Source organism: Micromonospora sp. C97, from assembly GCF_018070385.1.
Classification (GTDB): domain Bacteria; phylum Actinomycetota; class Actinomycetes; order Mycobacteriales; family Micromonosporaceae; genus Micromonospora; species Micromonospora parva.
Map to the genome: position 1 here is coordinate 1 of NZ_JAGPXU010000024.1, position 17,099 is coordinate 17,099.

The 17,099-nt window shown below is 72.9% G+C and carries 17 protein-coding genes and 1 rRNA gene; 6 read left to right on the forward strand and 12 right to left on the reverse strand.

Annotated elements, in window-relative coordinates; genetic code table 11:
* Together KBX26_RS24710 and tyrS are read right to left on the reverse strand one after the other, a co-directional pair.
* Positions 1 to 90 (reverse strand): 16S ribosomal RNA (locus KBX26_RS24710); the annotation flags it as partial.
* A gap of 649 nt (positions 91 to 739) precedes the next feature.
* The gene (tyrS, locus tag KBX26_RS24715; protein ID WP_210866554.1) at positions 740 to 2,032 is read right to left on the reverse strand and encodes a tyrosine--tRNA ligase; all 1,293 of its coding nucleotides are present in this window, start codon (positions 2,030 to 2,032) and stop codon (positions 740 to 742) included.
* Positions 2,033 to 2,133: 101 nt separating this feature from the next.
* Here tyrS and KBX26_RS24720 point away from each other — a divergent pair, with 101 nt between their 5' ends.
* Positions 2,134 to 2,523: a PaaI family thioesterase gene (locus tag KBX26_RS24720; protein ID WP_210866534.1), complete on the forward strand. Its 390-nt coding sequence runs from the start codon at positions 2,134 to 2,136 to the stop codon at positions 2,521 to 2,523.
* Positions 2,524 to 2,545: 22 nt separating this feature from the next.
* Here the strand turns inward: KBX26_RS24720 and KBX26_RS24725 are convergent, their stop codons facing one another.
* The 5 genes from KBX26_RS24725 to KBX26_RS24745 all read right to left on the reverse strand — a co-directional run bounded on the left by KBX26_RS24725 (position 2,546) and on the right by KBX26_RS24745 (position 7,277).
* Positions 2,546 to 3,877 carry a hemolysin family protein gene (locus tag KBX26_RS24725; protein WP_030335764.1) on the reverse strand — a complete coding sequence of 444 codons (1,332 nt, stop codon included), beginning with the start codon at positions 3,875 to 3,877 and terminating at the stop codon, positions 2,546 to 2,548.
* Positions 3,878 to 4,029: 152 nt separating this feature from the next.
* A complete protein-coding gene (locus tag KBX26_RS24730) occupies positions 4,030 to 4,671 on the reverse strand; it encodes a hypothetical protein (RefSeq protein WP_210863165.1) in 642 nt (213 codons plus the stop codon).
* Positions 4,672 to 4,680: 9 nt separating this feature from the next.
* A complete protein-coding gene (locus KBX26_RS24735; RefSeq protein WP_030335760.1) occupies positions 4,681 to 5,181 on the reverse strand; it encodes a GNAT family N-acetyltransferase in 501 nt (166 codons plus the stop codon).
* A 38-nt stretch (positions 5,182 to 5,219) separates the two neighbouring features.
* On the reverse strand, positions 5,220 to 6,695 hold the full coding sequence (locus tag KBX26_RS24740; protein WP_210866535.1) for a serine hydrolase: 1,476 nt from the start codon (positions 6,693 to 6,695) through the stop codon (positions 5,220 to 5,222).
* A 69-nt stretch (positions 6,696 to 6,764) separates the two neighbouring features.
* Positions 6,765 to 7,277 (reverse strand): helix-turn-helix transcriptional regulator, encoded by a 513-nt coding sequence (locus KBX26_RS24745; RefSeq protein ID WP_210866536.1) that lies wholly within the window; start codon positions 7,275 to 7,277, stop codon positions 6,765 to 6,767.
* Positions 7,278 to 7,447: 170 nt separating this feature from the next.
* Here KBX26_RS24745 and KBX26_RS24750 point away from each other — a divergent pair, with 170 nt between their 5' ends.
* The 3 genes from KBX26_RS24750 to KBX26_RS24760 all read left to right on the forward strand — a co-directional run bounded on the left by KBX26_RS24750 (position 7,448) and on the right by KBX26_RS24760 (position 12,041).
* Positions 7,448 to 10,063: a cation-transporting P-type ATPase gene (locus KBX26_RS24750; protein WP_307857898.1), complete on the forward strand. Its 2,616-nt coding sequence runs from the start codon at positions 7,448 to 7,450 to the stop codon at positions 10,061 to 10,063.
* Positions 10,064 to 10,117: 54 nt separating this feature from the next.
* Entirely contained in the window at positions 10,118 to 11,008 is an 891-nt protein-coding gene (locus KBX26_RS24755; protein WP_210866537.1) for a universal stress protein, read from the forward strand.
* 154 nt (positions 11,009 to 11,162) lie between these two features.
* Positions 11,163 to 12,041 carry a universal stress protein gene (locus KBX26_RS24760; protein ID WP_030335751.1) on the forward strand — a complete coding sequence of 293 codons (879 nt, stop codon included), beginning with the start codon at positions 11,163 to 11,165 and terminating at the stop codon, positions 12,039 to 12,041.
* On the opposite strand, the gene KBX26_RS24765 is transcribed toward KBX26_RS24760, so the two are convergent.
* From KBX26_RS24765 to KBX26_RS24785, 5 genes are all read right to left on the reverse strand, one after another.
* Positions 12,034 to 12,669 carry an FMN reductase gene (locus KBX26_RS24765; RefSeq protein WP_030335749.1) on the reverse strand — a complete coding sequence of 212 codons (636 nt, stop codon included), beginning with the start codon at positions 12,667 to 12,669 and terminating at the stop codon, positions 12,034 to 12,036. The two genes, KBX26_RS24760 and KBX26_RS24765, sit on opposite strands and share 8 nt — an antisense overlap.
* The gene (locus KBX26_RS24770) at positions 12,666 to 13,808 is read right to left on the reverse strand and encodes an LLM class flavin-dependent oxidoreductase (protein WP_030335748.1); all 1,143 of its coding nucleotides are present in this window, start codon (positions 13,806 to 13,808) and stop codon (positions 12,666 to 12,668) included. The genes KBX26_RS24765 and KBX26_RS24770 overlap by 4 nt, the downstream gene beginning before the upstream one ends.
* Positions 13,809 to 13,972: 164 nt before the next feature.
* Positions 13,973 to 14,248 (reverse strand): ubiquitin-like small modifier protein 1, encoded by a 276-nt coding sequence (locus tag KBX26_RS24775; protein WP_030335746.1) that lies wholly within the window; start codon positions 14,246 to 14,248, stop codon positions 13,973 to 13,975.
* A gap of 2 nt (positions 14,249 to 14,250) precedes the next feature.
* Entirely contained in the window at positions 14,251 to 15,336 is a 1,086-nt protein-coding gene (locus KBX26_RS24780) for an exo-alpha-sialidase (protein ID WP_210861121.1), read from the reverse strand.
* 88 nt (positions 15,337 to 15,424) lie between these two features.
* Positions 15,425 to 16,066 (reverse strand): DNA-3-methyladenine glycosylase, encoded by a 642-nt coding sequence (locus tag KBX26_RS24785; protein WP_051708752.1) that lies wholly within the window; start codon positions 16,064 to 16,066, stop codon positions 15,425 to 15,427.
* A gap of 135 nt (positions 16,067 to 16,201) precedes the next feature.
* Here KBX26_RS24785 and KBX26_RS24790 point away from each other — a divergent pair, with 135 nt between their 5' ends.
* Positions 16,202 to 16,642, forward strand: a complete 441-nt coding sequence (locus KBX26_RS24790; RefSeq protein WP_036412188.1) for a hypothetical protein — start codon at positions 16,202 to 16,204, stop codon at positions 16,640 to 16,642.
* Positions 16,643 to 16,719: 77 nt separating this feature from the next.
* The gene (locus KBX26_RS24795; protein WP_030335740.1) at positions 16,720 to 17,073 is read left to right on the forward strand and encodes an MmcQ/YjbR family DNA-binding protein; all 354 of its coding nucleotides are present in this window, start codon (positions 16,720 to 16,722) and stop codon (positions 17,071 to 17,073) included.
* The last annotated feature ends 26 nt before the right edge of the window (positions 17,074 to 17,099 follow it).

Sequence of the window (17,099 nt, forward strand, 5' to 3'; positions counted from 1 at the left end):
CGAGTACCCCGAAGGGCCTTTCCGCTCGACTTGCATGTGTTAAGCACGCCGCCAGCGTTCGTCCTGAGCCAGGATCAAACTCTCCAACAAAAAATTAGTTGAACAGCTATCCCGACAACAAACAAATTGTTGCCAAAGGAATCCCAACCAGCCAAACCAAAAGGCCTGACCAGTCCGGGGTATAAATCATAATTGGCACTGGCTTTACAAGCACCCTGTTGAGTTCTCAAAGAACAACCACACACCAGCCGAAAGCCCCACCCAAGTAGAACCCCAACCGGGGCATTTCCCGCTCTCGCACCCGGCGCTTTCAGTACCAGGCACTTTTACTACGTTACCCGCTCGTTTCCACCCTGTCAAACCGATATTTCGCGGTTCGTCATGCTTCAACGATATTGCGGGCACCATGTCGCTACCGGCTTGCGCCGTTCTCGTCATGGATTCGACAGGCCGGCCAGTCGCGATTTCCCGCGACCCGCCCGGTGCCCCGCCGGCTCGTAACCTTACCCGGTCGGTTTCGCCGCGCCAAATCCGCCTCGCGGCGTTTCTGGTGGCACCTCCCGGTCGGGGGTTCCGGTGGGCAAGCCCGCCCGACCCCCAGGCCGTTGGCCCGCGCTCCGGCCGTTTCAGGCTTTCGCCTGTTTCGTCCGTTCCGCGCTGGCAGAGAGAAAGTTACGCGTCCGGCGGGATGATCGTCAAATCCGCCGGACGCGTCCCCCGTCACATCGTCGACAGACGACTATTCACCCAGCTCAACGCCCGCGAACGAGCGCTTCCCCCGGCGCAGCACCAGGTATCGGCCATGCAGCAGATCGGCCGGCGACACCCCGGCGTCCACAGCGGTCACCCGGTTGTTGTTGACGTAGGCGCCGCCCTCGGCGATCACCCGTCGGGCCTCCTTGAGGCCGGTCACCAGGCCGGAGTCCCGCAGCAGACCCGCCACATCCGGCAATTCGCCGGTGAGGCGTACGAGGCCCGCCTCGGTCAGGGCCGCGCGCAGGGTCTCCGGCGCCAGGTCGTCCAGTGAGCCGCGGCCGAAGAGCGCCTGGCTGGCGGCGATCGCCTGTCGGGCCTCGTCGGCGCCGTGCACCAGGGTGGTCAGCTCCTCGGCGAGCGCCCGCTGCGCCAACCGGGCCGCCGGCCGTTCGGCGGTCGCCTTCGCCAGCTCCTCCAGCTCATCGCGGGAGCGGAAGCTGAAGTACCGCAGGTAGCGGTCGACCTCCTGGTCCTCCACGTTGAGCCAGAACTGGTAGAACGCGTACGGGCTGGTCATCGTCGGGTCGAGCCAGACCGCACCGCCCTCGCTCTTGCCGAACTTCGTACCGTCGGCCTTGGTGACCAGCGGCGTGGTGAACGCCTGCACCGGCCCCACCCCCCGCCGGCGCACGTAGTCGACGCCGGCGGTGATGTTGCCCCACTGGTCGGAGCCGCCGAACTGGAGCTGACAGCCGTGCCGGCGGTGCAGCTCGTAGAAGTCGTTGGCCTGCAACAGCTGGTAGCTGAACTCGGTGAAGCTGATGCCGGTCTCCAGTCGGGCCCGCACCACCTCCCGCGCGAGCATCTTGTTCACCGGGAAGTGCTTGCCGACGTCGCGGAGGAACTCGACGATCGACATCTCGCCGGTCCAGTCCAGGTTGTTGACAAGCTGCGCAGCGTTGTCCCCGGTGTACGACACGAAGGGCGCGAGCTGCTCGCGGATCCGCTCGACCCAACCGGCGATCACCTCGGTCGGGTTGAGCGCCCGCTCGGCGCTCTCTTTCGGGTCGCCGATCTGCCCGGTGGCCCCGCCGACCAACAGCAACGGGCGATGACCGGCGAGTTGCAGCCGGCGGGCCATGAGAACCTGCATGAGGTTGCCGACGTGCAGGCTCGGCGCGGTGGGGTCGAAGCCCACGTAATAGGTGGCGGCACTCCCACCGTCGAGCAGCTCGCGCAGCTCGTCGAGGCCGGTCGAGTCCTGGATCAGGCCACGCCAGAGCAGGTCATCGGTCAGGGAGGCCCGCCCGGGGGGCGGGAGGCTGCTGTCGGTCACGGTCACCGATTCTCCCCCATCGCCGGCACCGACCCGTACCGGGTTTGGCGCAACCCGCCCCGGCTAGGCTTGCGCCCCGTTGATCGAGGAGGGCTTTTGCCATGGAGATTCCGGATCTGACGGGTGGTTTTGCCGCCCTGCTCGGCCTCACGTTCGAGGAGGCGAGCGCCGACCGGGTGGTCATCAGCTGGCAGGTCCGCCCGGACCTGCACCAGCCGTTCGGCCTCCTGCACGGCGGGGTGTACTGCTCGGTCGTGGAGACCGCGGCCAGCGTGGGCGGTGCCCTCTGGCTGGCCGACCGGGGCACCGTGGTCGGGGTGTCGAACCAGACCGACTTCCTGCGGGCCGTGCGGGACGGCGAGCTGACCGCCGTCGGCACCCCGGTGCACCGGGGTCGCAGCCAGCAGCTCTGGCAGGTGGAGATCACCGACGCCGACGCGCGGCTGGTCGCCCGTGGTCAGGTCCGGCTGCAGAACCTCTCGCCCGCCTGAGCGTCCGACCGCACCGGACGGGTCAGCTGCGGGCCTCGTCCAACACCGGCTCCGCGGCCTCGTCGACGTCCGCGTCGGTGTCCTCGGGTACGCGGCTGAGCCGTACCTCGGTGATCGCCCGGTGGTCGATGCCGGCCACCATCAGCACCCAACCGTCCAGCGTGACGTCCTCCCCGGCGACGGTGGGGATGTGCCCGAGCCGGGCCAGCACCAGCCCGGCGACTGTGGTGTAGTCACCGGCCGGTCGCGACGGCAGCTCCACGCCGATGTCGGGAAGGTCGTGCACCGGGAAGGTGCCGGGCAGCAGCAGCGCGCCGTCGGCGTCGCGGCGTACCGAGTAGCCGTCCCGGTCGGTCTCGTCGTAGATCTCGCCGACGATCTCCTCCAGGATGTCCTCCAGCGTCACGATCCCGTCGACGGCGCCGCGCTCGTCCACGACGAGCGCGATGTGCTGACGCTCGGCCTTGAACTGACGCAGCGCGTCCACCACCGGAAGCGAGTCCGGCAGCAGCATCGGCGGTCGGGCGATCTCGTCGACCGGCCGGTCGTCGGGCACACCCACCAGGTCACGCAGGTGGATCACTCCGGCCGTGTCGTCCAGGCCGCCGTGACGCACAACCGGGGCCCGGGAGTGCCCGGTGGCGGCCAGCACGAGCCGCGCGGCCTCCGCGGTGGTCCCGCTGTCGAGCGTGAAGACCTGCAACCGGGGTACGAGCACAGCCCGCAGCCGTCGGTCGGCGATCTCCACAGCGCCCGCGATGATGGTGCGCTGCTCCTTGGTGAAGCCGTGGTTGCCGGCGACGATGTCGCGCAGCTCGTCCGGGCCGATCTCCTCCGGCTCGTGCTTCGGGTTGAGCCCGACCAGGCGGACCACCACGTCGCTGGTGGCGCCGAGCGCCCAGACGGCCGGGCGGGTGAGGCTGGCGAGCAGGTCGAGGGGGCGGGCCACCAGCAGCGCCCACCGTTCGGCGGCCTGCATGGCGATCCGCTTGGGCGCCAGCTCGCCGAAGACCAGGGTGACGAAGGTCAGCGCGAGGGTGACGATCACGATCGCCACCGTCTCGGCGGCGCCGCCGAACACGCCGAGCAGCGGCACCAGGGGTTTGGCCAGGGAGACCGCCGCGGCGGCGGAGGCCAGGAAGCCGGCGAGGGTGATGCCGATCTGGATGGTGGCCAGGAAGCGGTTCGGGTCCTTGGCGAGGCGGGCCAGCACCCGCCCGCCCCGGCTGGTGCGCTCCAACCGTTGGATCTGGCTGTCCCGCAGCGACACCAACGCCATCTCGCTGCCCGCGAAGAGCGCGTTGATCACGACCAGGACTCCGACCAGGGCCAGTTGGCTCCCGTAGCTCTGCACGCCCGGTTCGCTCCCTCGTCGTGGTGGCACCGGCCGGTACGCGCGGTACCCGCCGGTCGGCGAGCCCGCCCGGCGTAGGCGTTGTCTTTGCCCCGTCCGGTGCCGGCCGAATCCTGCCCGGGTGACGCCACGTCGAATCGGACGCGGTGACGCTACCGGGCAGGGGGCGTCGAGGACGCCGGGAGATCGAGGACGTAGGAGTCGCCCTCCGGTCGGAAGCCGAGCCGGTGGTAGTAGGGGGCGACCATCCGGGGCGGGCTGACCACCCGGTGGAAGCCGCGTTCGGTGAACAGGTGGCTGCGCCGGTAGACGAACTCGCCCGGGGTGAAGTCACGGAACTTCGGGGTGACGTAGTCCAGGTCGATCTGGGCGACGCCGGGCGCCTCGGCGTGCGACAGCACCACCCCGACCACCTCGTCGGCAGTGACCACGAGGAACGCCGAGCGCCCGGGCGCGTCCGGATCCCAGTGGAAGCCGGGGTTGAACCGGGCGATGTCGGCGGCGTGCACCCGCAGCGTGTGCGCGAGGAACTGGTCGTCGACGCCGACCTCCACCACCTGGTACGTCTTGTCGTCGTGCCGGGTGGCGAGCATCCCGCGCAGGTACCAGATGTTGATCGCCGCGAGCACCACGTTGAGCCCGACCATGGGCCAGACCTCGATCGCGGCGTTGTAGCCGATCAGCACGACGCAGCCGACGAGGTTGATCGCGCGCAGTCGCAGGACGCGCGACTGCAGCAGCGACCAGACCAGCACCGCGGAGCCGGCCCAGCCGACGAGATCCAACCAGTTCACGCCGCGAGACTAGTGCCCGCCCAGGTCAGGAGCGTCGGCGGGCAGCTCCAGCAGCCACTCCTCGACGTCTTCGCCGCGGCCGTTGGCGTACCCCGAGTCTTCACCGACCACCACGAACCCGCACTTGCGCAGCACCGCGAGCGAGGCGGCGTTGTCCTTGGCGGCGCGGGCGTGCACCGGCCGGGGCAGCTCGCGCAGCAGGGCGGCCAGGGCCGCCGTGGCGTGCCCCCGACCCCAGCGTGCCGGGTCGATCCAGTAGCTGACCTCGGTCTGCTGGTCGACCGGGAAGGCGCTCACGTAGCCGACCACGTCGCCGTCGACCTCGACGGTGCGGACCAGGTTCGCCGGGTTGGTGAGCACCCGGGCCCAGTGCGCGGCGAACTCCCGGCGGTCGGACGGGTCCTTCGGGCCGAACGCGGCCATCCGGTTGGCCTCCGGGTCCTGCTGGTGCCGGAAGAACTCGACGAGGTCGTCCTCACCGACCGGGCGCAGCCGCAGATCAGACGTCATCGGCCGAGGGTACGCAACGGCGGGCCGGCGCGGCTCGCTCAGTCGCTCACGGCGGCGAGCGCCAGCACGGCGGCGAGCAGGGAGCTGGCCACCGACAGCAGGCGACGCCACGGCACTCGGGCGTCGACCACCGGCAGGGCGGACCAGCGGGTCACGGCCACTGTCGCTGCCGCCACGGCCAGACCGGCCCCGAGCGGCCACAGCCACGCCGGCACCACCGACCAGTCGCCCATCCGGTGCGCCAACCCGAGATAGGCGAACGCCCACACCACCGCCGCCACCACTGTGACCCGGTCCAGTTCGCGGCGGCGGGCGGTGCGGAGCAGAGACAGGCCGCCGAGGAAGGTGAACGCCACCGCGAGGCCCGCGCCGATCCAGACGGGAGCCACCGGTGCCGCGTCCCCCGCCTCCTCCTCCGGTACGCCGAGCAGTCGCCGGCCGATCGGCTCGACCCCCTTGTCGGTGTTGCCGAGCACCACCACGGCCCGGCCGGTGGCCCGTTCGAGCCCGAGGTAGGACCGGAACCCGCTCGTCGCGCCGTTGTGCCAGATGACCTCGTGGTCGCCGTGGCGGGTGGTGAACCAGCCGTACCCGACGCGGTTGTTCTCGTCCTCGCGGAAGCGGGCGGTGGTGGCGTCGGCACCGGGCGCGGTGCCGGCGAGGGTTGCGGCGGCCAGCCGTCCGAGGTCCTCGGCGGTGGACCAGGGGCCGACGCCGGCCGGCGCGTACCCCACCCCCGACCAGGGCTCGAGCGGCCGGCCAGCGGCCCGGCCGCCGTGGGCGCGGCCGGCCGGCAGGTCGTCGGCGTGGGTGGCGATCACCGTGGCGTTCATGCCGAGCGGCTGGAGCAGCCGCGCCCGCAGCAGATCGGGGTACGCGACGCCCGCCCTGGCGGCGAGGGCGTGGCCGAGCAGGGACGGCCCGAGGTTGGAGTAGTGGACCTCGCCGTGCTCGTCGGCGTCGGGGCTGACCCGGTCGGCGGCGTTCCGGATGGTGTCGATGTCCTGCCCGGCGTAGGGGTTGCCGCCGGAGACGTTGGACCAGAGGATGCCCGCCCAGCCCAGCACGGAGCCGGGGGCGAGCCGGGGCAGGCCGGCGCGGTGGCTGGCCAGCTCGGCGAGCGTCACGTCGCGGGCGGGGCCGGTGAGGGCGGGCCAGGTGGCGCCGAGCCGGTCGTCGGGGTGGACGACGCCGGCGGCGGCCTGGTCGGCCAGGAGCATGCCGGTGAGGACCTTGGTGACCGAGCCGATCTCGAACGCGGTGCCGGCCTCGACGGGTTGGCCGTCGGCGTCCCGGTCGCCCAGGCCGGCGGTGCGGATCCGGCCGTTCTCGACCAGGGCGACGGCGAGCCCGCGGTGCCCCTTCGGGTCGGGCACTGCCGTCCGGGCGAGGCGGGCGAGGTCGTCGTCACCGGTGACCTGCGCGCCGAGGCGGGGAACGCGGGGCATCAGCGCCGCCCCGACGAGGCTGGCGGCGAGCGCGACGACGAGGGCGATGACGACTGTTCTCCGCATGGGGGTCCTTCGGTCGAGCGGGCTGTGCGGGTCGGTGGCGCGACGATCGGTGCGGCGACCGGGCCGGCGTCAGCGGCCGGCGGCGGCGAGGATGGCCAGCAGTGGCACCACGCGTTCGGCGGGCACGGCGTAGCGGCCCCGGCCGACGCTGCGCAGCCAACCGGCTGCGGTGAGCTGGCGCAGGTGGTGGTGCAGCTGACCGGTGGTGCCCAGGTCCTCGATCTCGGCCAGCTCGCCGGTGCCCTGCCGTCCACCGAGGACCTCCCGTAGCAGCCGCAGCCGCACCGTGTGCGCCAGCGCGGAGAGTGCGCCGGCCAGTTCCGTCCAGTCGGCGGCGAGCAGGTCGTCGACGGTGCGCCCGTACTGCCAGTCGTACTGCTGGTCCGCGACGCGAACCGTGCCGGTGTAGAGCACGGCGCCGGTGCCGTCGGCCGGCAGGCGCTGCTTGAGGCCGTCGAGGGCCCAGAACGTGCCCTCCGGCGTGGGCGGCGCGTCGGACGGCGCGGGGGCCGACGTCAGGTGCTCGGTCAGGACGGCGACCTGTGCCTCCAGCGCGGAGAGTCGCTCTTCCACGGTGCTCATACGTCGATACTACGTACATACGTACTTCCGCACAAGGGAGGGTGTCGCGGACGGGTCTTTGGTCCCGGGCGCCACAGGTGCAAACGCCTCTGCCCGGGGGTGGTCGGGCAGCGCCATGGTGGGACCCGACGGCGGCCGGTGGCCCGCCGCGAGCGACGGGGAGGTCACTGGTGACGACGATCGGCGGACGGGACGGGATCCTGGTGGACCCCGTTGACCGGGACGTGTCGGTGGGGCTCGACGCGGCCGAGGCAGCCGCCCGTCTGCGCGCCACCGGCCCCAACACCGTCGCTGCGCCACCGCGCCAGCCGGTGACCGCACGGGTCCTGCACCAGCTCACCGACCCGTTGGTGGCGTTGCTGCTCGCCGCGGCGGCCGTCACCGCGGCGCTCGGCGACTACCCGGACACCGCGGTGATCTTCCTGGTCGTCCTGGTGAACACCGTGATCGGCGTGGTGCAGGAGGTACGCGCCGACCGCGCCATCGCCGCGCTGGACCAACTCGCCGCGCCCACCGCACGGGTGGTCCGCGACGGCCGGGAACTGGTGGTGCCCGCCGCCGACATCGTGCGCGGTGATCTGGTCCGGGTCGAGGCGGGCGACGTCGTCCCGGCCGACCTGTCCCTGATCGAGGCGAGCCGGCTGCACCTGGACGAGTCCGCACTGACCGGCGAGTCGGTGACGGTCGGACGTGTCGCCGGTGAGGAGGCGCTGGCCGGGACGGTCGTCACCATCGGCCGGGCGACCGGCACCGTGCTGCGCACGGGAGCAGCGAGCGCCCTCGGTCGGATCAGCGCCCTGGTCGCGGGCACCCGGCCGACCGGCACTCCGCTGCAACGCCGACTCTCCGCCCTGGGTCGGGTGCTCGGCCTGGTCGCGGTGGCAGTGTCCGGGTTGGTCTTCGCCATCGGGGTGGTCGGCGGCCGGCCCGTTGTCGACATGGCGATCACAGCGGTGAGCCTGGTGGTCGCCGCGGTGCCCGAGTCGCTCCCGGCGGTGGTGACGCTGGCCCTGGCCCTGGGCGCACGTCGGATGGCTGCCGCACACGCCATCCCCCGTCAACTGCACGCGGTCGAGACTCTCGGCTCGGTCACGGTGATCGCCTCCGACAAGACCGGCACCCTCACCGAGGGGCGGATGGCGGTGCAGCAGGCGGTCACCGGCGACGGCGCCCGGTACGGGGTCACCGGCAGCGGGTACGCCCCGACCGGCACCGTGCACCGGGACGGGCAGGCGGTGGCCGTACCGGACGGGCTGCGCCACCTGGCGCGGGCCGGGCTGCTCTGCAACGACGCCGCGCTGTCGCCGCCGGACGACGAGCGACCCGAGTGGGGCGCGGTGGGTGACCCGCTCGAAGCGGCGCTCGTCGCCTTCGCCGCCCGCTGTGGCCTCGACCCGCAGGCCACCCGCACGGCGTGGCCCCGGGTCGCCGAGCACCCCTTCGACCAGGCGCAACGCCGGATGGTCACCGTGCACCGCTCCTGCGACCAGCGCTACCTGGTGGTCTGCAAGGGCGCTCCGGAGAGTGTCCTCGGCGCGCCGCTGCTCGACGCCACCGACGAGGAGATCGCCGAACTGACCAGCACCGCCCACCGGTTGGCCACCGAAGGGTTGCGGGTGCTCGCCGTCGCCGCCGCCCTGGTGGAGACCGTGCCCGACCCCGCCTCCCCCACCGGGTTGCGGCCGGTGGGACTGGTCGCCGTGGGCGACCCGCTGCGCGAGGGCGCCGCGCGGGTCGCGGACAGCTTCGACACCGCCGGGGTACGGCTGCTGCTGATCACCGGAGACCACCCGGCCACGGCCACCGCGATCGGTGGTCGTCTCGGCCTCTGGCGCGCCGGCGACCCCCTCGCCAACGGCGACGACGACCAGGCGGCGCACCCGGACACCCGGATCTTCGCCCGGACCCAGCCGGAGCAGAAGCTCGACATCATCGCCGGTCTGCAGGCCCGCGGCGAGGTGGTGGCGATGACCGGCGACGGGGTCAACGACGCGCCAGCGCTGCGCCGCGCCGACATCGGGGTGGCCATGGGAGGCGGCACCGAGGTCGCCCGGCAGGCGGCCGACCTGGTGCTCGTCGACGACGAACTGAGCACAGTGGCCAACGCGATCGGCGAGGGCCGGCGCATCTACGACAACATCCGCAGGTTCCTGCGGTACGCCCTCTCCGGTGGGGTGGCGGAGATCCTGGTGATGCTGATCGGTCCGCTGTTCGGTCTGCCCGTACCGCTGCTGCCCGCCCAGATCCTCTGGATCAACCTGCTGACCCACGGGGTCCCCGGGGTGGCACTCGGCGCGGAGCCGGCCGAACCCGGGACGCTACGCAGAGCACCACGCTCACCGCAGGAATCGGTGCTCGGCGCCGGGCTCGGTCGCGACGTCCTGCTCACCGGCGCGCTGATCGCCGCCGTCGTGCTCGGCGCCGGGGTGTTCGCCGCCCAGCGGGAGCTGCCCTGGCAGTCGGTGGTCTTCGTGGTGCTCGGGCTCGCCCAACTCGGTGTGGCGCTGGCCGTCCGGGCACCCCGGCCGGCGGGCACCCGAAGCGGGAACCCCGGCCTGCTCGTCGCGGTCGCGGTGTCGGCGCTGCTGCAGGTCGGTGGGGTGCTGCTCGCTCCGCTGCGGGACCTGCTCGGCACCGAAGCGCTGGCACCGAGCGTGCTGCTGGCCTGCGCGGCGGTCAGCGTACTGCCGGGGCTGGTGCTGCGGCTGACCCGATCGTCGGCCACCGACGCCGACCGGGGCGATGACGGGACCAACGGCCCCCGCCCCCTTACCGTCCGCCCCTGATCGTCGGGCCGGCGCGCGACGAGGATGAAGGAGGACGAAACGAAGGAGGACGTGATGACCAGCAGATCCGGTGCCCCCGTGGTGGTGGCCGTGGACGGTTCGACATCCGCGCTGGAGGCGGTGCGGGCCGCCGCCCGGGAAGCCGGGACGCGAGGCCGCCCGCTGCGGGTGGTGCACGCGTTCATCTGGCCGCTCTACGACGTGTCGCTCGCGCCGGCGCCGGGCGCTCCCCCGCACGCCGGGCTTCGCCAACAGGCCGAGCAGGTGGTCGCCGAGGCGGTGACCGAGGCCGGCAAGGTCACGCCGGACGTCACCGTCACCGGCGCGGTGGTCGACGGCGCGGCCACGCCGGTGCTTCTGGCCGAGGCCCGGGACGCGGCGCTGCTGGTGCTCGGAAGCCGGGGCCTGGGCGGCTTCGGCGGACTGCTGATGGGTTCGGTCGCGGTGCAGGTCTCCGCCCACGCCGACTGCCCGGTGCTCGTCGTCAAGGGTGAGGCCCGCGCCGACGGGCCGGTCCTGGTCGGGGTGGACGGCTCGCCCCGGTCCGACCAGGCGCTGGGTTTCGCCTTCGACGAGGCCTCGTTGCGGGGTACCGAGCTGCTCGCCGTGCACGCCTGGATCATGCCGGTCCCGCCGAGCGACCTCCTGCCGGTGGCGTACGACGTGGAAGCGCTCGCCGCCGAGGAGGAGCGGGTGCTCGCCGAGGCCCTCGCCGGCTGGTGCGAGCGGTACCCGGACGTGCCGGTGCGGCGCCGCGTCACGTACGGCGGGCCGGCGAAGGTCCTCGTCGAGGAGTCGGCCGCCGCGCAGCTCACCGTGGTCGGGGCGCGCGGTCGGGGCGCGCTGGCCGGCATGCTGCTCGGCTCGGTGAGCCACGCGGTGCTGCATCACGCGCACAGCCCGGTGGTGGTCGTCCGGCGTCGCCGCGAGGGTCGGCAGAGCTGACACCGCACGGCCCGGGCGGCGCGCACCGGTGCTCCGACGCCGGCTCCGGGTGCTCCGACGCGGGCTCAGGCGGCGGCGGTCGGTCGGCCCGGGCCGGCGCGTTCCACGGCGCGGCGGCCGGGCAACGCCGACAATGACCTGACCGACCCAGGGAGTGCCGATGAACCGACCTGTCGTGGTGGGTGTGGACGGATCGCCGTCCAGCCTCGTCGCCGCCGAGCACGCGGCCCGGGCCGCGCAGCTCCGGTCCCGGCCGCTGCTGGTGGTGCACGGTTACCTGCATCCGTTCGGCTACGGCGTGCCGCTCAACCCGTACGAGATCGGCGTGCCGGCGCCCTCCGAGGAGGCGCAGAAGATGCTGGAGCGCACCGCGGCCGAGCTGGGCGAGCGGTGGCCCCGCCTCGCTGTCGAGGCGCGTCAGGTCACCGGGGGCCCGGGGGCCACCCTGATCGAGGAGTCCCGCCGGGCGGAGCTGGTGGTGGTGGGCAGCCGCGGCCGGGGCGGGTTCGCCGGGCTGCTCCTCGGCTCGGTCGGCGCGCAGGTGGCGGCGCACGCGCACTGCCCGGTGCTGGTGGTCCGCCCGGACGAGCAGCCGATCCCGGTGGACGGTCCGGTGCTGGTCGGCGTCGACGGGTCCGAGTCGTCAGGCCTCGCCGTGAGCGTCGGCGCCGACGAGGCGGCGCTGCGGGACGTGCCGCTGGTGCTGGTGCACGTCGTTGCGGCGGACGGCGGCCGGACGGTGCCGGAGGAGATCGAGGAGTCGCAGGCCGCGCACCAGGCCGAGGCGGTGCGGCTGCTGGCCGACGCCTCCGCCGTGGTGCGCGCCCGGCATCCCGACCTGGTGGTGCGGGAGCATCCGGTCTGGGCGGCCGGCGCGGCCCAGGGGCTCATCGAGGCCAGCGGCGCGGCGGCGCTGCTGGTCGTGGGCACCCGGGGCCGGGCCGGGTTCACCGGTCTGCTGCTCGGGTCGGTGAGTCAGGCGGCGATCCAGCACGCGCACTGCCCGGTGCTGGTCGCCCACCCGGTCAGCTGACCGTCGGGCCGTCGCCCCGGCCGAGCATCTGCAGGAAATCGGTCGTCAGGGCGAACGGGTCGGCCGGCCCGGTGGCCGGTGGTCGGCGCTCGATCTGGTCGGCCAACTCCCCGGCGGCACGCCGGATCCGTGCGCGCAGCGCGCCGTCGGCGGTGCCGTCGGACCAGTCCTCCGGGGCGGCGAAGACCGCCGTCGGGACCACCACCGACCGGAGGTAGGCGAACATCGGGCGGACGGCGTGCTCCAGAGCGAGGGAGTGTCGGGCGGTGCCGCCGGTGGCGCCGATCAGCACCGGGCGGTCGATCAGCGACTCGGCATCCAGCACGTCGAAGAAGGACTTGAACAGCCCGTTGTACGAGGCACTGAAGATCGGGGTGACGGCGATGATCCCGTCCGCCCCGGTCACCGTGTCGATGACCTCGCGCAGCGCCGCGGGCGCGAACCCGGTGAGCATGTTGTTCACCACGTCGTGGGCGTACTCGCGCAGGTCGACGACGTGCAGCTGCACCTCGGAGCCGCGCCGGACCAACTCGTCGCGGGTGGCCGCGGCGAGCTGGTCGGCGAGCAGCCGGGTCGACGAGGGCTGACTCAGCCCCGCCGAGATGACGGCCAGGCTGCGGCGGGTCATCGGGTCGCCCCCTCCGGTGCCTTGCCGGTCACGTCGTCGACGGCGTGCACGGTGCTGTCCTTGGCGCCGCCGGCGGCGGCGACCAGCGAGGCGTGCGTCGGCGCGGCCGGCACGTGCGCCGGACGCAGCGCGTCGAACTCCTTGCGCAGCACCGGCACGACCTCCTCGCCGAGCAGGTCGAGCTGCTCCAGCACGGTCTTCAGCGGCAGACCCGCGTGGTCCATCAGGAACAGCTGCCGCTGGTAGTCACCGACGTACTCGCGGAAGCCGAGGGTGCGGTCGATGACCTGCTGCGGGCTGCCCACGGTCAGCGGCGTCTCCCGGGTGAACTCCTCCAGCGACGGCCCGTGCCCGTAGACCGGGGCGTTGTCGAAGTAGGGCCGGAACTCCCGGACCGCGTCCTGCGAGTTGCGGCGCATGAACACCTGCCCGCCGAGGCCGACGATCGCCTGGTCGGCGGAGCCGTGGCCGTAGTGCGCGAACCGCTGGCGGTAGAGCCCGATCATCCGCTGGGTGTGCTCCTTGGGCCAGAAGATGTGGTTGGCGAAGAAGCCGTCACCGTAGTAGGCGGCCTGCTCGGCGATCTCCGGGCTGCGGATCGAGCCGTGCCAGACGAACGGGGGCACGCCGTCGAGCGGGCGCGGCGTCGAGGTGAACGACTGCAACGGGGTGCGGTACTTGCCCTTCCAGTCGACCACGTCCTCGCGCCACAGCCGGTGCAGCAGGTCGTAGTTCTCGATGGCCAGGGGGATGCCGGCGCGGATGTCCTTGCCGAACCACGGGTAGACCGGGCCGGTGTTGCCGCGGCCCATCATGAGGTCCACCCGGCCACCGGACAGGTGCTGGAGCATCGCGTAGTCCTCGGCGATCTTCACCGGGTCGTTGGTGGTGATCAGCGTGGTGGCGGTGGACAGCAGCAGGCGTTCGGTACGCGCCGCGATGTAGCCGAGCATGGTGGTCGGTGACGACGGCACGAACGGCGGGTTGTGGTGCTCGCCGGTGGCGAAGACGTCCAGGCCGACCTCCTCGGCCTTCAACGCGATCGCGACCATCGCCTTGATCCGCTCATGCTCGGTCGGCTCCCGACCGGTGGTCGGATCGACAGTGACGTCACCGACGGTGAAGATTCCGAACTGCATGACCAGCTCCTCGCGTGTCAACCAGGTGCCGTCGTGGTACCCGGACGCAGGCCACAACTTATTTGACGACGCAACTATTCCGCCGGCGGGACGCCCCGCAGTGGCGCCGGTCACTCGCCGCAACCCGACATCCAGGTCGACACCGCCCGGCGGTGCCGGCGCGGTCAGCCGCCCGCGACCGAGGGCAACACCTGCACCTCCGCGCCGTCGCTGACCGGGGTGGCCAGACCGCCGGAGTGACGGCAGTCCTCCCCGTCGACGAAGACGTTGACGTAGCGGCGCAGCTCGCCACGCTCGTCGCGGATGCGCCGAGCCAGCCGGGGGTGCGCGACGGCCATTTCGTCGAGGACCGCCCGCAGCGTCCCGGCGGCGGTGACGCTCAGCCGACTCGCACCTCCGGCCTCGCCGCGTAGCGGGCCGGGCAGCAGCACGGTGACCATGCTCAGACCTCCGCGGCGCGAACGCAGAGCACGTCGGGCAGGTGCGCCGCGACCGTCGACCAGGAGTCACCCTCGTCGCGGCTGGCGAAGACCGAACCGGAGCGGGTGCCGAAGTAGACCCCGCCGGGGCTGGCGTCATCGGCGCACATCGCGTCGCGCAGCACCGCCGGATAGAACGGCCCCTCGGGCAGCCCGACCGACAGTGGCTCCCACTTGCCGCCGGCGTCCGCGGAGCGGAACACCCGACAGCGGTGATCGGTCGGGAACCGCTCCCCGTCGGCCACCAGCGGGAAGGTCCACACCGTGCCGGCACGCCCCGGGTGGGCCACCATCGGGAAGCCGAAGTCGCTGGGCAGCCCGTCGGCGATCGAGGACCAGGTGCGGCCGTCGTCGTCGGAGCGGTAGACGCCGTGGTGGTTCTGCGCGTACAGCCGCTCGGGGTTGCCGGCGTCCCGGGCGACCTTGTGCACGCACTGGCCGAACTCCGGCCACTCGTCGGGCATGAAGTAGGCGCGGATGCCGGTGTTACCCGGCGTCCAGCTCGCCCCGGCGTCCTCCGAGCGGTAGACCCCACCGGTGGACATGGCGACCAGCAGCCGAGCCCTGTCACGCGGGTGGGGCAGCACGGTGTGCACGGCCTGACCGCCGAAGCCGGCCTCCCACTGCGGACGGTGCGGGTGGTCCCAGAGGGAACGGACCAGCTCGAAGCTGCGGCCACCGTCGGTCGACTTGAACAACGCCGAGGGCTCGGTGCCGGCCCAGACCACGTCCGGCTCGTCGGGGCCGGCCGGCGTCAACTGCCAGACCCGCCCGAGGGAGACGCCGGTGTCGGCCGGGAACGCGACCGGCGCCTGGTCGGGCTCGTCCCAGGAAGCACCGAGGTCGTCGCTGGTGGCGACACTCGGGCCGAAGTGTGAGCTGGTCATGCCGGCGAGCAACCGTGGGGTGGGACGGCGGGTGTCGATAGCCACCGCGTAGACACCGGTCATCGGAAAGTGTGGACCGGTGATCTCCCAACTGCGCCGGTCGTCAGTGCTGGTGGCGAGAAACAACCCCTTCGCCGTGCCGATCGCGAGCAGCGTTGCCATGGCGTCCTCCGTACCGTCGGTGAGCAGGTGCGGTGATTATGGCCACACCCACTGACACACTCCGCCGCTCACACGCCGCCGGGCGCGTTCAGCGCCGGACGCGGGGCACGTGCCGGCGGTACGCGCTCACAGTGGGATCGCCGTCCAGCCAGAACCGCCAGGGCAGGTCGTGCGCGCCGGTCACGCCCACCCGGGGACCCGCCGCCACCGCCTCCTGCGGCACCGGCCGGGCCGGCGGCCGCAGCCGGACCGGGCCGTCGCCGAGCAGGTACGCGCCGTACGCCTCGCGGTCGATGCCGAGCGCGGAGCAGAGCCGGGCGGGCCCCCGGGCCAGGTCCACGTCCCGCCGGATGGCCGGCCGGCGCTCCCGTGCGGTGGCCAGCCCGTCGACCACCTCACCGGCGCGCAGCAGCACGGCGGTGGCCGTCCCCTCGACCCCGGTGACCACGTTGACGCACCAGTGCATGCCGTAGGTGAAGTAGACGTAGGCGTACCCGGCGGGGCCGAACATCACGGCGTTGCGTGGAGTGCGGCCCCGATGGGCGTGCGAAGCGGGATCGCCGCCGGTTCCCGCGTACGCCTCGACCTCGGTGATCCGGACGGTGACCCCGCCGGCGTGCAGGCGGCAGCCCAGCAGCCCGCGCGCCGCCGGCAGCAGGGGCCCGGCGAGCAGGTCAGCCAGGGCCGCCAGGTCGGGGTCGCTGGTGCGGTCACCGGGCAGCAGGGGCATGCCCCCGACGGTACCCATCCCGCCGACCCGGCAGCCGAGCGGGCGATGCGCGCCCGGGGGTCGGCCGCGAGCGGACCCACGACGAGATTTGAACGTTCTGTTGACAACCGGACGTTGATGATGTGTGCTCGGGGTATGACGACGGACGATCCATTCACCGCGCCCCACCCGGCCCGCGCCCGCGCCCACCGCACGCACGAGGCGTTGCACCGGATCGCCGAGCGGCACGCCGGCACCGACGCCCAGCGGGGCCGCTGGGCCCACCCGTACGTGCTGGACCCGTGGGAGGCGGTCGCCCTGGTCACCGCGCTGGCCGCCGGCGGGGCCGAACGCGAACCGACGGAGGAGCCGGTCGACGCCGCCGACCTGACCGCCGCGCTGACCCTGCTGCCCCACGTCCGCGCCGAGCTGGACGCCCTGGAAGCCGGCCTGTTGACACTGGCCCGCGACCGGGGGCTGACCTGGCAGGCGATCGCGTACGGGTTGGGGTTGGGCAGCGCACAGGCGGCCCGACAGCGCTACGAGCGGGTCGCCGCCCGCTCGTCCGAGCAGACCGCCGGATCCGGCGCGTCCTGAGCACACACCCGGATCGGCACGTCGCGCCCGCGACGGCGGTCGGGCGGGCACACTGTGCGCACGACGAGGAGGCACCCATGGAGCGCGCGGAGATGCTGGCGTACTGCCTGGCGAAGCCGGGAGCATGGCTGGACCAGCCGTGGGAGGGCGACGAGGTGGTGAAGGTGGGCAGCCGGATCTTCGCGTTCCTCGGCAGCGCCGGGGGCAAACCGACGGTCGGCGTCAAGTGCGGGCCGACCCGGGAGGTCGCCGACGAGTGGCTGCACCGACACCCCGGCGACGCCAGCGTGATGGCCTACATCGGCCGGTCCGGGTGGAACACGCTGCGCCTGGACGGCGGGATCGGCGACGAGGAGCTGACCGAGGCGGTCGACTCGTCGTACGACATGGTGGTGGCGAAGCTCCCCAAGCGGGAGCGCCCGACGGCCTGAACCAGCCGTGGCGCCGGCGGCCGACG

Bases quoted from the DNA above. Each gene is read 5' to 3' on its own strand.
- KBX26_RS24740 (WP_210866535.1), bottom strand. From the start codon at position 6,695: ATGCGGAGAACAGTCGTCATCGCCCTCGTCGTCGCGCTCGCCGCCAGC.
- KBX26_RS24720 (WP_210866534.1), top strand. From the start codon at position 2,134: ATGGAGATTCCGGATCTGACGGGTGGTTTTGCCGCCCTGCTCGGCCTC.
- KBX26_RS24780 (WP_210861121.1), bottom strand. From the start codon at position 15,336: ATGGCAACGCTGCTCGCGATCGGCACGGCGAAGGGGTTGTTTCTCGCC.
- KBX26_RS24795 (WP_030335740.1), top strand. From the start codon at position 16,720: ATGGAGCGCGCGGAGATGCTGGCGTACTGCCTGGCGAAGCCGGGAGCA.
- KBX26_RS24735 (WP_030335760.1), bottom strand. From the start codon at position 5,181: ATGACGTCTGATCTGCGGCTGCGCCCGGTCGGTGAGGACGACCTCGTC.
- KBX26_RS24775 (WP_030335746.1), bottom strand. From the start codon at position 14,248: ATGGTCACCGTGCTGCTGCCCGGCCCGCTACGCGGCGAGGCCGGAGGT.
- KBX26_RS24770 (WP_030335748.1), bottom strand. From the start codon at position 13,808: ATGCAGTTCGGAATCTTCACCGTCGGTGACGTCACTGTCGATCCGACC.
- KBX26_RS24785 (WP_051708752.1), bottom strand. From the start codon at position 16,066: ATGCCCCTGCTGCCCGGTGACCGCACCAGCGACCCCGACCTGGCGGCC.
- KBX26_RS24755 (WP_210866537.1), top strand. From the start codon at position 10,118: ATGACCAGCAGATCCGGTGCCCCCGTGGTGGTGGCCGTGGACGGTTCG.
- KBX26_RS24765 (WP_030335749.1), bottom strand. From the start codon at position 12,669: ATGACCCGCCGCAGCCTGGCCGTCATCTCGGCGGGGCTGAGTCAGCCC.
- KBX26_RS24790 (WP_036412188.1), top strand. From the start codon at position 16,202: ATGACGACGGACGATCCATTCACCGCGCCCCACCCGGCCCGCGCCCGC.
- KBX26_RS24745 (WP_210866536.1), bottom strand. From the start codon at position 7,277: ATGAGCACCGTGGAAGAGCGACTCTCCGCGCTGGAGGCACAGGTCGCC.